This window comes from Hyphomonas jannaschiana VP2, assembly GCF_000685215.1.
Lineage (GTDB): Bacteria > Pseudomonadota > Alphaproteobacteria > Caulobacterales > Hyphomonadaceae > Hyphomonas > Hyphomonas jannaschiana.
Map to the genome: position 1 here is coordinate 287761 of NZ_ARYJ01000004.1, position 17395 is coordinate 305155.

Below are 17395 nucleotides of genomic sequence, written 5' to 3' on the forward strand. Positions count from 1 at the left end.
CGCCATAGTCCGGTATGATCATGGCAAGTCATGCAGGGGTATGTGCGTGCAAGAAAGTCGTGTTTAGGATGGCGGCACAGCTGGTGGGTATCGGCTTCGCCTCAACCCACCTTACGTTTGCTGAGGGCTAAAAATGAACGAAGACAAAGGTATTCGTGTTGAACAGCTGGTGGAAGATATGTCGGCATTCATCGCTCTTGAAAGGAACAGCGATTATTCTGATCGGGAGTTGAACGAACTTTATGATTTAGCCTTGTCTCTTCGCAAAAAAATTGGAACCTGCGAATTTGCAAATGCAATTCCATACGCGCTGTGGCGGGTTCTTGGAAACATAGACTTTGGTGCGATCAAGCGAGAGTATAGAAGTTGGATACTCGATGATGCGGAGACTGTTATTAAGCGAATGAAGGATCTGCCTCCAGATAAGTGGTCATCCCTTTCAGGGAAGACGGGCGTGACACATACAAATTCTGGAGATTAGCGTCAGAGGACGAGTTATCGGAGTGGCAAAGTGGGTGGGTTGAGCGAAGCGATACCCACCAGTGCATGCCCGGACTTGTTACACAGCGCGCGAAAAGCCGGCCGTTCTATCCCCCGGATAACGTCCCATGGCACTCTTCCCGCCATGACAGACTGCACCGATTTTTTCTCTCAGGCCTTTTACACGATCGCCCGCGCCATTGCGGAGGCGGGCGTGAATGTGGACCTGTTCAAGAATCCTCAGACGATTGCCAAATCGGTGAACCGGCGCGTGCGGGCGGAGCTGAAGCGGCTGGCCGTTCTGCTCCGCCGTCTGATTTTTCTGGAAGCCTTGCAGATGGAACTGGCCCCGCTGACGCCCCGCATCGGCAGCAATTATTACGAGCCGAAGAAGCCGGATGCAGAGTACCGCTACATCTTCACCATGGTGCCAGCGCCATCGCGTCCATGCCCGCACTTTCTGAAAGGGCCTGTCATTGTGCCGACGCGCGGCCCTGTCCCGGCCGCACCGCTGATCGCCCGCTGGAATGCCATGCTCGACACACTGAAGCATCACAAACGCCGGGCAAGATGCCTCGCCCGCACGATCCAGCGTTGGCAGGCGGCAGGCGAAGCCCGGCCCCACGTGCCGCCGATCCCCAACACGCACCGCATGCCGGCTGACTTGGGCCTCGTCTCGGGCGGGCTGACGGTGCAGCTGAACGACGCGCTGAAACGCTGGCCGGATTCGAGTTGAGCCTCGCCACAATCAGCAAACTTGCCGGAGCGCGACACGCGTTTCCGGCCGCACGTGCTGCTTTCCCCCCCCTCCGTCAGCCGGCTATGCCGTCTGCCACCTCCCCCGCAAGCGGTGGAGGATACTCCTGCCGCACGTTCCGGACTCATCCTCCCCTGCGAAGCGGGGGAGGTGGCCGCGAAGCGGTCGGAGGGGGGATGCGGTGTCTGCAGTCTCACCCTCACGCAGGATTGATCCATCAGGGGCGACAAAAACGTATAGGCGCTGTATGCCTCGGCAGGACAACAGGGAGAGGGAAGCCCATGACCCATTCGGACCAGAGCGGTGGTTGGCGCGGTAAATTTTCGCTTTTTGCGCTCGCCTTCGCGATTTTCGGAGCCCTCTGGTTCTTCATAGCGGCCGGGGGCACCAAGCTCGGCCTGTGGGACTGGCGCACCGGGTTCGGCACGCTGACCATGGGATGGGGTCCCAAAATCGTGATGACGGCGCTGGCTGTCTCGATGATCGCGCTCCTCGTGTCGCTGGTCGCGGCGCCGCGCAAACGGCCCTTCATCCTGGCGCTGGCGGCCCTGCTGGTCGCGGGCCTGTCCATGGGGCGCCTCTTCGCTGCGCGCGAGAACGCCAAGCGCCTGCCGCCGCTGCACGACATCCAGACCGACTGGGCAAACCCGATCATGCCGACCCCGGCGCTCCTCTCCGCCCGGGCCTCGACCGGGGCCTATAATGAGATCGAGGCAGCGCCGGTCATCGCCGAGGGTGCCAAGGGCAACTGGCCGGGCATGGAAGGCCGCCTCGTCTCGGAAGTGCAGGAAGAGGCCGAGTTCGACCCAGACCGCCAGAAAAAGGAAGTCTCTGCGCCGTATCCGCATCTCGAAACCGTGGTGCTGCCGTCGGTGCCGTTCGACATGGCCTATCAGGCGGCGCTGGAAACGGTGAACGCGAAGGGCTGGACCATCGTCACGGCCGAACCGCAGGAAGGCCGCATCGAAGCGACCGATACGACCTTCTGGTTCGAGTTCAAGGATGACGTCATGATCCGCGTCCTGCCGGAAGGCGAAAGCGGATCCCGTGTGGATGTCCGTTCGGTCAGCCGCGTGGGCCTGTCGGACCTTGGCGCCAATGCCAAGCGCGTGAAGCTGTTCCTCGAAGACTTCGAAGCGCGGCTCTAGCGCCCTTCATTCAGCAAGGGCTTGGCGCCCTTCGTTCAGAAAGGCGATGATCGCCTCCGGCAGGGCCGGGTCACCCACGGCGGACACATGGGTGCCGGTGATCTGCTTGTACCGCGCGCCGGGGATGATCTCGGCCAGCGCCGCGCCGGAGCCATTGTCCGTGTCTTGATCACCGGTGATGACCAGGACCGGCAGGTCGAACGTCTCCAGCAGGTCGCGTCCGGTATAAATCCGGGCCGACAGCGCGCCGAGATAGCCCTCCAGCGTGCCGCCGCTGGCTTTCGCCCGGGCAAGGATGGCCTTGGCTGCGGGCGTGTCTTCTCCGCGCATGGCGGCTTCGATGGCAGCGCGGAAGCCGTCATTGCGGCTGGAATTGCTCTCGTCCGCCACAGAGTCCCCGACGCCGCCCAGCACCAGGCGGCCGCTGGAGCGGGACAGGAGCTCGTAGCGCAGCGCACTGATCGCGCCCATGGAATAGCCAACCACCGCATAAGGTTCGGTGCCCAGATGTTTCATCAGCGCGATCTGGTCACGGGCAATGGCATCGCGGGGCCAGCTGGCCGGATCGTCCGGCACCGGTGAGGCGCCATGGCCCCGCATGTCCGGCGCGATGACGCGATAACCGGCGTCCGCGATCTTTTGCGCCACGCCGGGCCGGACCCAGTTCAGGTCCGCATTCGCCGTGAAGCCGTGGAGCAGCAGAACGACCGGCCCGTCGCCAAGCTCGAGATAGGAAAGGGTCGTGCCGTCGAACGACTGGAAGGTGTGGGTCTCTGGGGCGGTCATGGCGGTCTCCACAGGCGGGGAGGCGCACGCGGCGGGCGCAGCTGCCAGCGCAAGGCTGAGCAGGACAGCGCTGATCGCTGCTTTCGGGTGCATGGATTGTCCTCCCTTTACGGGGAGTGTGCCGGGCCTTCGCTGGCGAGGCAAGGCGTCGTGACTATGATACCGGACGGGTGAGGGTCAGATCCTGCGCCAGCCCTTTCGCAAACGCGGTTTTGCGATGTGAAATGCCGATTTTGCGGCTTCCGGTCTCGACGTCGCGCAGGGGCAAAATCGTGATGTCGTCACGCCCGTCTCCATGCGAGCGGGGGACAAAAGCGACCCCCAGCCCGGCAGCCACCAGCTCCAGCAACTGGCTGTCATTCATGGCCTGCGCGACGGGGGACACGAGAGAGGGGGCAAGCTGCATATGATCCGCGTTCGGGCAATAGGGCCGGTGGATCAGCGGATAGTCCTGCAGATCGGCCAGATCCAGACCGGATTGTGAGGCGAGCGGATGAAAGCGCGCGACAGCGACGCAGAATGGCTCTTCCGTCAGGGGGATGAAGGCGTGATTTCCCGGAACGCAGGCTTCCGAAAGATAGGCAATATCGCTGTCTTCTGCGGTTTCGGTGAAGCTGAAGGTCAATGTCGGGGATTTGCGGCGGACGCGGCTCAGGTCCGCAGCAATCCCGTGAACGAGAATGTCGGGCGCGCAATGAAAGCGGACGGTCTGCTGCGGCAGGTCGCGCAGCCTGGCTTCCAGAGTCGAGAGATGGGTGACGCTCTGCTCCGCGTCGGAATAGAGCTTTCGGGCCAGCACGGTCGGTGTCAGGCCGGACTTGGATCGCTGAAACAAAGGTCCGCCCAGCGTTTCTTCCAGCTTCTGGATCGCTGCCGACACGGTCGGCTGGCTGACGCCATTCGCACGTGCTGCCTGGCTGAAGGTTCCAGCCTCGAAGGCACTGGTGAAGTAGCGCAGTGTGGTCAGATCTATCATAGTCAATGACTATATCAAATATATATAAAATAGCAATTACCTAATCTTTGGTGCGGTCGCATATGGAAGGCATCACAGCGAAAGGAGCTTTGAACATGCAACCGACCCTTACCAAAACAGCAGAGACGACCATTGGGCAGGTCCTTTCCAGGTTCGCTGCCGGCGATCCGTCCATCTTCGAACTGATTGCGGACGACGTGGATTTCCGCATCGACCACTTCCGCGACGAGGCGGATACAAGCTGGCAGCTGGCAAATTCCCGCGAGGCCCTGATGGGTGTGATCGTGCGGCTTGGCCAGGAGGTCTTTCCAAAGGGCACGGAAGCGCTGGGAATTGATGTCTTCGCGTTGGGAGATGGCTGGCATCTGACGCGCTTCAATCAGCGCTTCTTCTACGGTGAGAGACAGTGCGACGTGACGAGCGTGACGTTCATCATCTCACATGAGACGGATGGTTTGCTGGATTACTTCCGCGAGAACGTCACGAATATTGTGAACGTCTAACGGTCCTTCGGGTCCAGCGCGTCGCGCAGGCCGTCGCCGATGAAGTTCAGGCAGAGCAGGGTGACGGCCATCGTCCCGGCCGGTGCGAGGAGCATCCAGGGCTTCTCCTCCATCCGGGCTGCGCCATCGGAGATCAGAACGCCCAGCGAGGTCAGCGGTTCGTTCACGCCGAGGCCGAGGAAGGAGAGGAAGCTCTCCGCCAGGATCACGACCGGAATGGTCAGCGTGACATAGACGGCCACCGGGCCGATCACATTCGGCAGGATGTGGCGCAGGATGATGGCGCGGCGGCTGACGCCGGCGGCACGGGCGGCCTCGATGAATTCCTTGCCCTTGATGGCAAGCGTCTGGCCGCGGACGATCCGCGCCATGGTCAGCCATTCAATGGCCCCGATGGCGGCGAAGATCAGGAAGATGTTCCGTTCGAACACGGTCAGCAGCAGGATGACGAAGAAGATGAAGGGCAGGGCGTAGAGCACATCCACGATGCGCATCATGAAATTGTCGATCCGGCCGCCGAGATAGCCGGCGGTCGCGCCCCAGGTCACGCCGATGACGAGGCTGACGGCCGTTGCCACCACGCCGACCATCAGCGAGATGCGCAGGCCGATCATCAGGCGGGCCAGCAGGTCGCGGCCCTGAAGGTCTGTGCCGAGGAGGTGCCAGTCCTCGAGTGTGGGCGCGATGGCGCGGGCATCGGAAATGGTTCGGTAATCATGCACCCAGACCATCGGGCCGATCAGGGCGATGACGACCAGTACGCCGAGCACCCACATCGAGGCCACGGCGGCCTTGTTGTGGAACAGGCGGGCACGGGCATCGTCCCACAGGGAGCGGCCCCCGGCGATCGCCTGGTTGACGGGTTCGACGCGTCCGGTCGGGTCAAGAAGCGGGTCAGCCTGGCTCATCAGTCGTACTTCACTTTCGGGTCGAGCACCGCGTACAGGATGTCGGCAACGAGGTTCAGGAGCACGATCAGGCCAGCATAAACGATGATCGCGCCCATCACGAGCGTGTAGTCGCGATTGAGGGCGCCATTGACGAAGTAGGAGCCGAGCCCCGGCAGGCCGAACACTTTCTCGATCACGACCGAGCCGGTCATCACCCGTGCCATCGCCGGTCCGGCATAGGAGATCAGCGGCAGCAGCGCGGCGGGCAGCGCGTGCCGGGCGATTACCTGGCGCTCGGACAGGCCTTTCGAGCGGGCAGTGCGGATATGGTTGGAGCGCATCGTCTCGATGATGGAGGCGCGCATCAGGCGGGAAATGATGGCGATCTGCGGTAGCGCCAGCGTGATGACCGGCAGGGTCATATTGTGCCAGTTCATGCCGATATTGGGGTAGGTGCCCAGGCCGCCGACGGCAAATATGCCCGCGCCGAGGGCAAAAATGAGGATCAGGATCGGCCCGGTCACAAAGGTTGGGATGGAAATCCCGAACATGGCGAGCCCCATGACGCCATAATCAGCCGAGGAATTCTGCCTGAGCCCCGCAAATACGCCCAGCAATGTGCCCAGCGTTATGCCCAGGATCATCGCCAGAGAGCCGATCGTGAGCGAAATCGGCAGGCCGTCGGCGATCAGGTCGTTCACGCTCTTGCCGAGTGTCTTGTAAGAGGGGCCGAAATCGCCCTGCAGCACACCGCCGACATAGTCGAAATATTGCTCGTGCAGAGGCTTGTCGAAGCCGAATTTGGCGGCGATCGCCTTTTCAGTGGCCGCCGGCAGTTTGCGTTCGCCGTCGAAAGGTCCGCCAGGGGCTGCGCGCATCATCAGGAAGGCCATGGTGATGATGGCCAGCATGGTGGGAATGGCGATCAGCAGGCGCCGGGCAGTATAGGCCCAGGGGATCCGGCTGAAGGCGCGCTGCAGGGAGGACAAGGGCAAATTTCCGTCGTTGTTGCAGGGCGGTCGTGAAAAGGTGTTCCGTCAAAACCTTGGCAGAACGCACATCCTTCCTTAGCTAGGTATCCGAATCGATCAAGACCGTCTCAACAGACAGGACCCTCCCAAATGGCTGATATACGCCGCGTAACAGACGCATTCGCCGTTGCTCCGCAAATTTCCGAAAAAGATGTCGAAGAAATCGCTGCAGCCGGTTTCAAGACCATCATTGCCAACCGGCCGGACGGGGAAGGCGGCATCGAACAGCCGCGGATGGGGCCGATCCGGGCCAAAGCCGAAGCTCTTGGCCTGACCTTTGTGGCGCTGCCGTTTTCGGGCGCCCCGACGCCGGAAATCGTAGAACGTATGGGCGGAATCCTCAATGAGGCGCCTCAGCCGGTGCTGGCCTATTGCCGCACCGGGACCCGTTGTATCACCGCCTGGGCGCTGACCCATGCGGGACAGGGCACCAGCCAGGAAATTGTCGACGCTGCAGCAGGCGCGGGCTACGATCTTTCCAGTATCGAATCACTGCTCTAAGGGCAGTTCCGTATGGCCGGTGATCACAAATGCGCCGCATTAAGTGTGTTGTCAGTGAGCTGGCGGCGTGCGAGGCAGGAAACCGGCCGCGAACCGTGTTGTGATACATTGTTCGCCAGTCAGGAGAGTACGGTATGACAGACCGGTTGTGGCTGACCGATTTCAAGTACGACGACGGCGCAATGCTGGTGAAGAAAACCGGTGCACGGATTCCGCTCACCCTGTCGCTGTTCAATGACGTTTTCACATGGCTCGCTTTCTATGGTGCGGCCCAGTCCTGGCGCATCTGGCGCCGGATCGAGGGCCACAAGCGCCCGACCATCGCTTTCTATCCTGACAAGCCGCGCCCCTGGTATTTCATCTGGCCTGTGATGCATGTGGCTGGCGCGAAGCTGATCGACGATGTGACCAAGGCCGACATCGTCATGCAGTTCGACGACTGCACCGAGACCAACAACAAGCTGCCGGACGTCAAGGAAGGCGCACGCCTCGTCAATTTCGCCTGCCACGATGTGTCGAAGTCCAAAGTGGGCATCGCCTTCGAAAAGGCCGCCGGTTATTCGCTGGCGGTCGATCCGACAACGTATCCTGGCCGGATGGTGGAAAAGTCCGAACTCAACGCCGCCCATGACGGGCGCGTACTCGAAGGCCCGCTGGATGAGGCCGTACCGGGCAAATGCTATCAGGTGCTTGTCGATAACGAGATCGAAGGCGGCCTCGTCGAAGATCTGCGCTGCTGCCTTGTGAATGGCTCACCGGTCGTCGTTTTCCGCAAGCGCCGCCCGCTGGAACGCCGTTTCGCCAATGAGAATGTCGAAGTGCTTCTGGATGAGCCTCGCAATTGTTACACGGCGGATGAAATCACCGTGATCGAGCGCTTTGCTGAGGAAATGGGTCTGGACTGGGGCGGCATTGACTGTCTACGTGACCGCAATAGCGGACGACTCTATATCGTCGATGCGAACAAGACCGACATGGGCCCGCCGGTTGCCCTGAAGCTTGGGTCCAAGCTGAGGGCGACGCGCCGTATGGCACAGGCTTTCGGGACACGGTTCGCGCCGAAACGGCGATAAGGGCATGTCTGCAGGCTGAATATCGAGAGACTGCAAATGGCCATCCCTTACATCAAGGAAATTGAATTCGAATACGGTGTCGTCCAGCAGATGACGCCGCTGATCCGCCGGGTGATCGCAAACAATCCCGGCCCCTTCACCTATGTCGGAACCGGGGTTTACATCATCGGGCATGGCGAAGTGGCCGTGCTTGATCCGGGGCCGGAGCAGCCGGAACATTTCGAGGCGCTGAAAAAAGCGCTGGAAGGCGAGACGGTTACCCACGTTCTGGTCAGCCATGGCCACTCCGATCACTCACCGCTGGCCCAGCCGCTGGCCGAGTGGGCGGGCTGCAAGACCTATGCGAAGAATTGCGGCGTGCCGACTGCCAAGGGCGAGCTTGGCAGTGCGGACGATCTCGGCTTCATGCCGGATGTCAAAGTCGGCGATGGCGATGTGATTTCGGGCCCTGGCTGGACGCTGGATGTGATTGAGACGCCCGGCCACACCTGCAATCATCTCTGCTTCGGTCTGCGTGAAGAGAATACCTGCCTGTCAGGCGATCATATCATGGGCTGGTCCACCACGGTCGTCGCCCCGCCGGACGGGGACATGGGCGACTATATGCGCAGCCTCGAGAAGATCCGTGCGATGAATTTCGACGCGCTCTATCCGACGCATGGTGATCCGGTGAAGGGACGTGACTTCGTCGAACATTTCATCACCGAATATGCCGAGCATCGCCGCGAGCGTGAGCGGGCCATCCTGCATCATCTTTCGGAAGGGGAGAATCTGATCCCCGAAATGGTGAAAGAGATGTACAAGGACGTCGACAAGCGCCTCCATCCGGCAGCGGCCATGTCGGTTCTCGGCCACATGATCGAACTGGTAAAAACCGGCCGCGTCACCACGCCAGACGATAAGCCGACTGTGCGGTCTCACTTCGAACTGGTGCGCTCCGCGGCCTGATCCCGCCTAGCGAACGCTGAGGCCGATCCGCCGGCCAGCGGAGAGATAGTTCGCTGCCGCCACGATCGAGTCTGCATCGATCATGAAGTGCCGGTAGAGGTCATCGATCGTGCCGGTTTGCCCGAAGTGCTCGACGCCGAGCGGCGCAGTGCGATGGCCCATGACGCTGCCGATCCAGGCGAGCGTCGCCGGGTGGCCATCGGTCACCGTGATCAGCGTTGCATCGCGCGGAACATCCGCCATCAGACGTTCAATCTGGCTGGTCGCATCCCTATGACCGCGGGCCCGAGCGCGGCGCGCTGCGGTCCAGCCGGAGTTCAGCCGGTCTGCCGACGTAATCGCCAGCACGCCGATGTCACGCCGGTCATTGCCGATGCGCCCGGCGGCCTCAATGGCTTCCGGGGCGACGCAGCCCTGATAGGCAATCACGACTTCGCAGTTCGGGCCGGGCTCGCGCAGCCAGTAGGCGCCATCGACGACACCCTGCCGGAAGGCCTGGTCGTCGCGTGCCTTTAGGTCCAGCTGTTCCAGCGGTCGCGTCGTCAGGCGGAGGTAGACCGAGCCCCCGGTCTCGTCGCGCAGCCAGGTGCGTTCGTCCGGATCGTTCTCGCCGCTGCGCTGGAGATAGTCGAAGCTCCAGTCCATGATGATGGAGAGCTCGTCGAGATAGGCGGGTTCGAAGCTGACAAGGCCGTCCTGGCTCATCCCGATCAGCTGCGCGCCGATGGACTGGTGCGCGCCGCCTTCCGGGGCGAGCGTCACGCCCGACGGCGTACCGGCGATGATGAAGCGGGCATCCTGATAGCAGGCATAGTTCAGCGCATCGAGGCCGCGCGCCACGAACGGGTCATAGACCGTACCGATGGGGATCAGCCGTTCGCCGAACAGGGAATGCGACAGGCCCGCTGCGCCAAGCAGCAGGAAGAGGTTCATCTCCGCAATGCCAAGCTCGATATGCTGGCCAGCCGGTGAGAACTGCCATTTCTGCGTTGAGGGGATGCGCTGCTGGCGGAAGGTGTCTTCCTTTTCCGTCCGGGCAAAGAGGGAGCGCCGGTTCACCCATGGACCGAGATTGGTGGAGGAGGTGACATCCGGTGAGGTCGTCAGGATGCGGTCCGCAATCTCGCTCTCGCCCTTGGCCAGCGTATCGAGGATCTTGCCGAAGCCGGCCTGCGTGGAGAGCGTGCGGTCGTCCAGGAAGACGGGGCCGGGGCTTTTGACCCGGGGCGCCGTGAACCGGCGGGAGCCTGCCGCGAAGAACGGCACCTTGCCAAGGAAGGCATTCATCCCGTCCTTGTCTTCGACGGTCGCCAGCTTCTCCCATTCCTCGCCCTCCGGCACGCCCATATGCTGCTGGAAGTCCGCCATCTGTGCCGGATTCATCAGGCCGGCATGATTGTCCTTGTGGCCCGCCAACGGCGTGCCCCAGCCCTTGATTGTGTAAGCGAGGAACACGGTCGGCCGGTCATCGGTGATGCTGTCAAAGGCCTCGGTCAGCGTCTCGAGGCACTGGCCGCCGAGATTGTTCATCAGGGCGTTCAGCTCCTCGTCGCTGCGTTTCGAGAGCAGGGCAGAGACGTCGCCCTGATCGCCGAGGTCGTCCATCAGGCGCTTGCGCCAGGCAGCGCCGCCCTGATAGGTCAGCGCCGAATAATCCGCATTCGGACAGGATTGGATCCAGGATTTTAGCGCCTCGCCGCCCGGCTCCTCAAAGGCTGCCCGCTGCAAGGCGCCGTGGCGCAGCACGACAACGCGCCAGCCGAAGGCCTTGAAGATCGACTCGATCTTCTCCCACAGGCCCTCATGCACGACGCCGTCGAGGCTCTGGCGGTTATAGTCGATGATCCACCAGGTATTGCGCAGGTCGTGTTTCCAGCCTTCCTGCAGGCACTCGTAAACGTTGCCTTCGTCAAGCTCCGCATCGCCCACCAGCGCGACCATGCGGCCAAGCGGGCGCTCTTCCGCCCAGTCCTTGGCGGCGAGATAGTCCTGCACGAGGGAGGCGAACGCCGTCTCTGCCACGCCCAGACCGACCGACCCGGTGGAGAAGTCCACATCGTCCACATCCTTGGTGCGGCTCGGATAGGACTGCGCGCCGCCATAACCGCGGAAATTCTTCAGCTTCTCCAGTGTCTGGTTGCCCATGATGTACTGCATCGCGTGGAAAACAGGCGAGGCATGCGGCTTCACCGCCACGCGATCTTCGGGCCTCAGCGTGTGGAAATAGAGCGCCGTCATGATCGACACCATCGAGGCGCAGGAGGCCTGGTGCCCGCCCACTTTCACATCGCCTTCGCCCTTCGGGCGCAGGTGATTGGCATTGTGCACCATCCAGGCGGAAAGCCAGAGCAGGCGTTGTTCGAGGGTTTTGAGATGATCCAGCTCGTTCGGCATGTCTGTTTCCCTTTACCACATAACTGCCTTCCGGACGCAGCGGGTGTCCTGTTGCGTACGGGTCATTGTGTTTGGGGAGATTACCATCCGGCCCGCAGGAAATCCCACTAATTCACATTGTCATTTGACCATATAGTTATGTATTTTACTCCAGATTTGATATTTAGAGGTGATAATGACTGCTCTGGATAAAATTGACATCAGGATTCTTGATTCCCTGACCGAGCAGGGCCGGATCAGCATTTCCGATCTGTCTGCCGCCGTCGGCCTGTCGCAGACGCCGACGGTGAACCGTATTCGCAAGCTGGAAGAGATGGGCGTGATTCAGGGTTATCAGGCGCACCTGTCAGAGGCGCTGCTGGGCGGCGCTTTCTCGGTCTTCACCTGGGTGTCTCTGGTCGACCAGAAGCGCCAGACCCTGTCTGTTTTCGAGAAGACGATGGAGGAATCGCCTGAAGTCATGGATTGCTATCTCATGACCGGAGACGATGACTATCTGCTCCGCATTGCCGTGGACGGTCTGGACGAGTTTGAACGCTTCCTGACAGAGCGGCTGGCCGGTCTGTCGGAAGTGCGCAGCATCAAGTCCAGCTTCGCCCTGCGTCCCGTGGTGCAGAAGCGCCGTCCGCCGGAACTTTCCCGGCAGGTGCAGGCCAATCAGATCCAGGCGCGTAAGTGAAGTTCCGCGGCCCGGTCTACATCGCCGTGTCGCGCAGCTCCGACAGGTCCGGATAGTCCGGATCGCGCTTCTCGATCCGTGCCTTGAACGCCTCGGCCATGTGCGGCGGCGGGAACATCGCCGCGTTCCACACGCCGATATAGTCCAGCGTGTCGGCGGTGTTGTGGTCGCGACCGTAATTGATCAGCACCTTGCAGCCGGTCACGGCCAGCGGGCTGTTTCCAGCGATTTCGCGGGCCACACCCATCACCGCTTCCATCATCTCTTCATGCGTGTCGAACACGTCATTGACGAGGCCGATCTCCTTCGCCTTGGCGGCGGGCAGGCGCATGCCGGTATAGGCCATCTGCTTGACCCAGCCTTCAGGGATGTAGCGCTGCAGGCGCGGGAAGGTGCCGACGTCGGCCGTCATGGCGATATTGGTCTCCATGATGGAGAAGAAGGCGTCCTTGGTGCACCAGCGGATGTCGCCGGCGGAGATCATGTCCACCGCCCCGCCGATCACGCCGCCATGCAGGGCGAACAGTACCGGCATGCGGGCCTCTTCCATGCAGCTGAAGCTGTGCTGGATGTGCCGGATGTTGGAGCGCAGGGCTTCGGCCATGATGTAGCGGTCATGCTTGGGCGCATCGCGGTCACCGGTGAAGACGGTTGTGTCCATGCCGCCGGAGAAGTGCTTGCCGGTTGACGAGATCACGATCACCCGGGCGCGGGCATTGTTGTCGATGTCGTGGATGATTTCCGGCAGTTCGTTCCAGAACGCCTTGTTCATTGTGTTCAGCGCCTCGGGCCGGTTCATCCGGATATGGGCGATCTTGTCTTCGATGGTGACCTCAAAGCACTCGTAAGCCATGTGTTCCTCCTCAGTTTGGAAGAACTGTAGCAGCCGGGCCCGGCGCTGCCAGAGGTGACGGCGGGGCAGGCGGGGCCGATGCAGGCCCCGACACCGGCCTATTCCCTGAAAGTCCGGGAGACGGAATCGACCAGCGGCTTGATGAGGTATGAGATCACGGTCCGGCGGGTCGTGTGCAGGCTGGCATCGACCGGCATGCCCGGCACGATGGGGAAGTCTTCCGATGCCAGCGCTTCGTCCGGAATGGAGGCGATGACTTCGTAGTACGCGATGCCGGAATTCGGGTCGATCAGCGCATCGGCGGAGACTTTCAGCACTTCGCCATCATAGCGCGGAGTTTCGTTCCGGTCGAAGGCCGAAAAGTGCAGGGAAGCGGTCTGGCCTACGGCGATCTTGTCGATGTCCACAGGATTGACGCGCAGCTTCGCCACCAGCCTGTCATCCTCGGGCACCACATACATGATGGGTTCCGACGGGTTGATAACGCCGCCGACGGTGTGCGTGCGGATCCCGATGACGCGTCCGCTGCTCGGCGCAAGAATGTCAAGGCGTTTGCGCCGGTCGAGCGCGGTCAGTCTTTGCTCGCTGAGTTCCCCGATCTGGGTCTGGGTCTCGCGCAGCTCCGACAGAATGGCTTCCCGGGAGTCCTGTTCCACGCGCAGGATCTCGCTACGCGTTTCGCCAATCTGGACCTCCGTCGCGGCAATATCTGAAATCAGGGAGTCCTTCTCGCCCTGAAGGCGCGACAGGTCCCGCTTGAGTGCCAGGACGCGCACTTCGGAGGCATTGCCCTGTGCACTGAGCTTCTCGAAACGCCCGACTTCATCTTCCAGAAGGGCGATCTGGTTGTCTTTCGACTCGATCTCGCGGTTCATGCCGTTGATGCGTGTGGTGAGCTGGTCGATCCGCTGCTGCAGGATTTTCAGCTGCGTGGCACGCGTTTGTGTGCGGGCGGTCAGCAGGGTCTGCTGGCTGTCCAGCACATCCTGCATCTTCGGATTGTCTGCAAGGTCGGTGAAGCCGGAGCGCAGGGCCAGTGAGGGCTTGTTGTCGCGCTCTGCGATCAGGCGGGCTTCGGTGCCCAGCAGGTCGAACAGGCGGGCTTCCAGTGCATCGACCGTCGCATCGGCCGTGATCGGATCGAGCGAGATCAGCTTCTGCCCGGCGGTCACATGGTCTGCTTCCGAGACATAGATCTCGCGCACAATCCCGCCTTCGAGGTGTTGCACGGCCTGCTGGTTGCCTTCCACGACAACTTGTCCGCCCGTCAGCACGGCGCCCTCGAACGGGGCCAGAAGGGACCAGAGGAACAGGCCGCCAAAGACGAGCGTGATCACACCCCAGCCGATGCGGACGGCGGAGAGGTGCGCGGCATCGGTCTGACGGGCGCGTTCAGGAAGGGCCTGGGCCTGATCAGCCATTGCTTTCCGTCCGCTTGCGGATGCTTGGCACGCCGGAAGGCTTCGGCAGGATCTTCGACAGCACGTCATCGCGCGGGCCGAAGGCTTTCATCTCACCGTCTTCGATCACCAGAAGCTTGTTGCAATTGGCAATCGCGTTGGGGCGGTGCGCCACGATGATCGTCGTTGCGCGGCGTTCTTGCAGCTTGCGGATGGCCAGCTGCAGGGCCTCGTCGCCCTTGGCGTCGAGATTGGAGTTCGGTTCGTCGAGGACGACGAAGGACGGATCGCCATAGAGCGCCCTTGCCAGGCCGACACGCTGGCGCTGGCCGGCAGAGAGGAACGCCCCGGCCATACCGACTTCGGTGTCATATCCATCCGGCAGGCGCAGGATCAGGTCGTGACAGGCCGCCGCCTGCGCCGCCGAGATGATGGCAGCTGGCTCAGCCTGCGGATCGAACCGGGCGATGTTCTCCCGGATCGTTCCGGACATGAGATCAGATTGCTGGGGCAGATAGCCGATCTGGCGGCCGAGCTGTTCGCGGCTGTAGTGGCCGAGTTCGGCGCCATCCAGTCGGACCGTACCGGAGATCAGCGGCCAGACGCCGGTCATCAGGCGGGCGAGGGTGGACTTGCCGGCGGCGCTTGGCCCCAGAATGCCCAGCACGTCGCCCGGCTGCAGCTGGAAGCTGAGGTTCCGGATCACCGGCTTGCGGGAACCGGGCGGGCCGCCATAGAGGTTCTCCACGCTGAGATGCCCCTGGATCGGCGGCAGCTCCATCGCGTCGCCGCGCGGCGGGACTTTTTCCAGGATGGCCTTCAACGCCGTCCAGGATTCGTGTGCGGAGATAATCGAGCGCCATTGCGCGACGCTCTGCTCAATGGGGGCAATGGCGCGGCCCATCAGGATGGAGGCGGCCACCAGTTCGCCGGCGGTCGTCATGCCGTTGGTGCCGCGGATCACCAGCCAGGCACCGATGCCGAGAATGGCAGATTGCAGGAACAGGCGGAACGCTTTCGTGCCCGCGGTGAAGCCGGACAGCTGCCGGCCGGACTGGAACATCCGGTTGTCGGAGGCGTCAAAGGACTGCCGCCAGCGGCTGCGCAGGTTCGGCCGCATGCCCATGGCGTCGATGACTTCGGCATTGCGGACCATTTCCTGGGAATGGGCCTGCGCCGTGCGCTCCATGATTTCGGTTTCACGCAGATGCTTGTCGGTGAGGCGCTGGTTGAGGAAGCCGATGCCGACCAGGACGATTGCGCCGAACACGGCCCACAGGCCGAAGATCGGGTGCAGCATGAACAGGACGATAAAGAAAAGCGGGCTCCAGGGCGCATCCATGACGGCGCCGGGAACCGGGCCGGAGAAGAAGCGGCGCAGCTGTCGCAGGTCCCGCAGCGGCTTGTCGCTGAGCTGGCCGGCCTCTTTGAGGGCGAGGTCCATCGAGGCATTCGCCACGCGCTCGCTGAGCCGGTCCTCAAAGCGCGAGGCGGCGCTGGAGAACAGGCCGGTGCGGACCCATTCGAGAATGCCGAGCGTCGCATACAGCATCAGGATCAGCACCGAGAGCGCCACCAGCGTCGGCATCGACTGGGACGGGATCACCCGGTCATAGACCTGCAGCATGTAAAGCGGCCCGGTCAGCATGAGCAGGTTCAGGGCCAGGCTGAAGGCCAGCAGGTGGAACACGACACCCTTCGAGGCCGTCAGGGCCTCGATCATTTCATTGGGTGTGTGACGGGCTGTCATCGATCAGACGGATCCTGTTCCGTTACCCGGCAGACCATTTCCCGGTGCTGCGGAGCGGCCATATCTAGCGGGCAACGGTTACAATCATGCAACCGTCCAATTGTCGTTCCCCCGGCCGGGGGATGCAAGGTTTCAGGACACTACCATGCCTGCAATGACAGGAAACGTCCGGTTTCACCCTGAAATTGTAGCAAATTCCGGGCCAGCCCGTCAGGCGGTGACGGCTTCGGCCCGCGTCGGCCGCATCAGCAGGCGCACGATGGCCTCGTCGACACTGATTTCGCCCTCGATCACGGCGGCGACTGCGTCTGAAATCGGCATTTCCACGCCATGTTTCGCGGCCAGTTTCCGCAGCACGGGTGCGGTCGCGACGCCTTCGGTCACGGCGTTGCGCGCGCCCATGATGCTGTCCAGGGAGTCGCCCTTGCCGAGCGCCATGCCACAGCTCATGTTCCGGCTGGTCTCCGAGGAACAGGTCAGGACGAGGTCGCCGAGGCCCGAGAGGCCTGCCAGCGTCTCCCGTTCCGCGCCGAGCTTCAGGGCGAGCCGTGTCATCTCCGCGCTGCCGCGTGCAATCAGGGCCGCATGGGCCGACCGGCCAAGCCCCTTGCCGAGGGCGATACCGCAGGCGATGGCCAGCACATTTTTCACCGCGCCGCCGATTTCTGCGCCCAGCAGGTCATGCGCCAGATAGGGCCGGAATGTCGGGGTGGAGATCGCCGCGATCAGTTCGGTCCCCAGCGTTTCGTCCTCGATGGCGAAGGTCACCGCCGTCGGCAGACCCTGCGCGACGTCAATGGCAAAGCTCGGGCCGGACATGACGGCCGGCACCGCCTCTGGCAGCTCGTCCTTCAGGATCTGCGTCATGAACTCGCCCGTCGCCAGCTCGATCCCCTTGGAGCAGAGCACGACCGGCGTGCCGGGCTTCAGCGTGCCTTTCAGCGCCTTCAGAGTCGCGCGGGTGTGCTGGGCCGGGGCCACCGCGAAGACAGCATCCATGCCTGCGAGGTCGGCAAGGTCGCTGGTCGCCTTCAGGGCGGGTTTCAGCGCCACGCCCGGCAGGAAGACGGTGTTCTCATGGTCCGTATTGATCGCCTCTGCGACGTCTGCCTCACGGCACCAGATCAGCACGTCCTGGCCGTCACGGGTCAGCATCTGTGCGATGGCCGTGCCCCAGGCGCCGCCGCCGATCACGCCGAACTTCTTGAAATGCGTTGTCATGCCCG

At 62.4% G+C, this 17395-nt stretch carries 17 protein-coding genes; 8 read left to right on the top strand and 9 right to left on the bottom strand.

Going from position 1 to position 17395, the window contains the following annotated elements; translation table 11 throughout:
* The first annotated feature begins 133 nt into the window (after positions 1–133).
* The 3 genes from HJA_RS08010 (at position 134) to HJA_RS08020 (ending at position 2385) form a co-directional block, all read left to right on the top strand.
* Positions 134–481, top strand: coding sequence for a hypothetical protein (locus tag HJA_RS08010; RefSeq protein WP_035580506.1), 348 nt, complete (start codon positions 134–136; stop codon positions 479–481).
* 144 nt (positions 482–625) lie between these two features.
* Complete coding sequence (locus HJA_RS08015; protein WP_035580508.1) at positions 626–1216, top strand: hypothetical protein; 591 nt, start codon at positions 626–628, stop codon at positions 1214–1216.
* Between the two features lie 302 nt (positions 1217–1518).
* Entirely contained in the window at positions 1519–2385 is an 867-nt protein-coding gene (locus HJA_RS08020) for a DUF1499 domain-containing protein (protein WP_035580510.1), read from the top strand.
* A gap of 6 nt (positions 2386–2391) precedes the next feature.
* Here HJA_RS08020 and HJA_RS08025 read toward each other — a convergent pair whose 3' ends face one another.
* Complete coding sequence (locus HJA_RS08025; protein WP_051597498.1) at positions 2392–3264, bottom strand: alpha/beta fold hydrolase; 873 nt, start codon at positions 3262–3264, stop codon at positions 2392–2394.
* A 61-nt stretch (positions 3265–3325) separates the two neighbouring features.
* Positions 3326–4147: a LysR family transcriptional regulator gene (locus tag HJA_RS08030; RefSeq protein ID WP_035580512.1), complete on the bottom strand. Its 822-nt coding sequence runs from the start codon at positions 4145–4147 to the stop codon at positions 3326–3328.
* Positions 4148–4242: 95 nt separating this feature from the next.
* On the opposite strand from HJA_RS08030, the gene HJA_RS08035 reads away from it, so the two are divergent.
* Complete coding sequence (locus tag HJA_RS08035) at positions 4243–4650, top strand: hypothetical protein (RefSeq protein ID WP_051597524.1); 408 nt, start codon at positions 4243–4245, stop codon at positions 4648–4650.
* Here HJA_RS08035 and HJA_RS08040 read toward each other — a convergent pair.
* Both HJA_RS08040 and HJA_RS08045 read right to left on the bottom strand, forming a co-directional pair.
* Complete coding sequence (locus HJA_RS08040) at positions 4647–5558, bottom strand: ABC transporter permease subunit (RefSeq protein WP_035580514.1); 912 nt, start codon at positions 5556–5558, stop codon at positions 4647–4649. The two genes, HJA_RS08035 and HJA_RS08040, sit on opposite strands and share 4 nt — an antisense overlap.
* Positions 5558–6529: an ABC transporter permease gene (locus HJA_RS08045; protein ID WP_241764324.1), complete on the bottom strand. Its 972-nt coding sequence runs from the start codon at positions 6527–6529 to the stop codon at positions 5558–5560. The genes HJA_RS08040 and HJA_RS08045 overlap by 1 nt, the downstream gene beginning before the upstream one ends.
* Positions 6530–6661: 132 nt before the next feature.
* Between HJA_RS08045 and HJA_RS08050 the strand changes: the two genes are divergently transcribed.
* The 3 genes from HJA_RS08050 to HJA_RS08060 all read left to right on the top strand — a co-directional run bounded on the left by HJA_RS08050 (position 6662) and on the right by HJA_RS08060 (position 9093).
* Positions 6662–7072 carry a protein tyrosine phosphatase family protein gene (locus tag HJA_RS08050; protein WP_035580517.1) on the top strand — a complete coding sequence of 137 codons (411 nt, stop codon included), beginning with the start codon at positions 6662–6664 and terminating at the stop codon, positions 7070–7072.
* Between the two features lie 134 nt (positions 7073–7206).
* Positions 7207–8145: an ATP-grasp domain-containing protein gene (locus tag HJA_RS08055; protein WP_035580519.1), complete on the top strand. Its 939-nt coding sequence runs from the start codon at positions 7207–7209 to the stop codon at positions 8143–8145.
* A gap of 36 nt (positions 8146–8181) precedes the next feature.
* Positions 8182–9093, top strand: coding sequence for an MBL fold metallo-hydrolase (locus HJA_RS08060; protein ID WP_035580522.1), 912 nt, complete (start codon positions 8182–8184; stop codon positions 9091–9093).
* 6 nt (positions 9094–9099) lie between these two features.
* Here the strand turns inward: HJA_RS08060 and HJA_RS08065 are convergent, their stop codons facing one another.
* Positions 9100–11487 carry a hypothetical protein gene (locus tag HJA_RS08065; protein WP_035580525.1) on the bottom strand — a complete coding sequence of 796 codons (2388 nt, stop codon included), beginning with the start codon at positions 11485–11487 and terminating at the stop codon, positions 9100–9102.
* A gap of 175 nt (positions 11488–11662) precedes the next feature.
* Here HJA_RS08065 and HJA_RS08070 point away from each other — a divergent pair, with 175 nt between their 5' ends.
* Positions 11663–12166, top strand: coding sequence for an Lrp/AsnC family transcriptional regulator (locus HJA_RS08070; RefSeq protein WP_081814598.1), 504 nt, complete (start codon positions 11663–11665; stop codon positions 12164–12166).
* A gap of 16 nt (positions 12167–12182) precedes the next feature.
* Here the strand turns inward: HJA_RS08070 and HJA_RS08075 are convergent, their stop codons facing one another.
* From HJA_RS08075 to HJA_RS08090, 4 genes are all read right to left on the bottom strand, one after another.
* Positions 12183–13019 carry an enoyl-CoA hydratase-related protein gene (locus tag HJA_RS08075; RefSeq protein ID WP_035580528.1) on the bottom strand — a complete coding sequence of 279 codons (837 nt, stop codon included), beginning with the start codon at positions 13017–13019 and terminating at the stop codon, positions 12183–12185.
* Between the two features lie 98 nt (positions 13020–13117).
* Positions 13118–14440, bottom strand: a complete 1323-nt coding sequence (locus HJA_RS08080) for an HlyD family type I secretion periplasmic adaptor subunit (RefSeq protein WP_051597499.1) — start codon at positions 14438–14440, stop codon at positions 13118–13120.
* Positions 14433–16169 carry a type I secretion system permease/ATPase gene (locus HJA_RS08085; protein WP_035580531.1) on the bottom strand — a complete coding sequence of 579 codons (1737 nt, stop codon included), beginning with the start codon at positions 16167–16169 and terminating at the stop codon, positions 14433–14435. The genes HJA_RS08080 and HJA_RS08085 overlap by 8 nt, the downstream gene beginning before the upstream one ends.
* Positions 16170–16379: 210 nt before the next feature.
* Positions 16380–17390 carry an NAD(P)H-dependent glycerol-3-phosphate dehydrogenase gene (locus HJA_RS08090; protein ID WP_035580534.1) on the bottom strand — a complete coding sequence of 337 codons (1011 nt, stop codon included), beginning with the start codon at positions 17388–17390 and terminating at the stop codon, positions 16380–16382.
* Between the last annotated feature and the right edge of the window lie 5 nt (positions 17391–17395).

Excerpts from the sequence above, each read along its gene's own strand:
- HJA_RS08010 (WP_035580506.1), top strand. The coding sequence starts at position 134 with ATGAACGAAGACAAAGGTATTCGTGTTGAACAGCTGGTGGAAGATATG.
- HJA_RS08015 (WP_035580508.1), top strand. The coding sequence starts at position 626 with ATGACAGACTGCACCGATTTTTTCTCTCAGGCCTTTTACACGATCGCC.
- HJA_RS08020 (WP_035580510.1), top strand. The coding sequence starts at position 1,519 with ATGACCCATTCGGACCAGAGCGGTGGTTGGCGCGGTAAATTTTCGCTT.
- HJA_RS08025 (WP_051597498.1), bottom strand. The coding sequence starts at position 3,264 with ATGCACCCGAAAGCAGCGATCAGCGCTGTCCTGCTCAGCCTTGCGCTG.
- HJA_RS08030 (WP_035580512.1), bottom strand. The coding sequence starts at position 4,147 with ATGATAGATCTGACCACACTGCGCTACTTCACCAGTGCCTTCGAGGCT.
- HJA_RS08035 (WP_051597524.1), top strand. The coding sequence starts at position 4,243 with ATGCAACCGACCCTTACCAAAACAGCAGAGACGACCATTGGGCAGGTC.
- HJA_RS08040 (WP_035580514.1), bottom strand. The coding sequence starts at position 5,558 with ATGAGCCAGGCTGACCCGCTTCTTGACCCGACCGGACGCGTCGAACCC.
- HJA_RS08050 (WP_035580517.1), top strand. The coding sequence starts at position 6,662 with ATGGCTGATATACGCCGCGTAACAGACGCATTCGCCGTTGCTCCGCAA.
- HJA_RS08055 (WP_035580519.1), top strand. The coding sequence starts at position 7,207 with ATGACAGACCGGTTGTGGCTGACCGATTTCAAGTACGACGACGGCGCA.
- HJA_RS08060 (WP_035580522.1), top strand. The coding sequence starts at position 8,182 with ATGGCCATCCCTTACATCAAGGAAATTGAATTCGAATACGGTGTCGTC.
- HJA_RS08065 (WP_035580525.1), bottom strand. The coding sequence starts at position 11,487 with ATGCCGAACGAGCTGGATCATCTCAAAACCCTCGAACAACGCCTGCTC.
- HJA_RS08070 (WP_081814598.1), top strand. The coding sequence starts at position 11,663 with ATGACTGCTCTGGATAAAATTGACATCAGGATTCTTGATTCCCTGACC.
- HJA_RS08075 (WP_035580528.1), bottom strand. The coding sequence starts at position 13,019 with ATGGCTTACGAGTGCTTTGAGGTCACCATCGAAGACAAGATCGCCCAT.
- HJA_RS08080 (WP_051597499.1), bottom strand. The coding sequence starts at position 14,440 with ATGGCTGATCAGGCCCAGGCCCTTCCTGAACGCGCCCGTCAGACCGAT.
- HJA_RS08085 (WP_035580531.1), bottom strand. The coding sequence starts at position 16,169 with ATGACAGCCCGTCACACACCCAATGAAATGATCGAGGCCCTGACGGCC.
- HJA_RS08090 (WP_035580534.1), bottom strand. The coding sequence starts at position 17,390 with ATGACAACGCATTTCAAGAAGTTCGGCGTGATCGGCGGCGGCGCCTGG.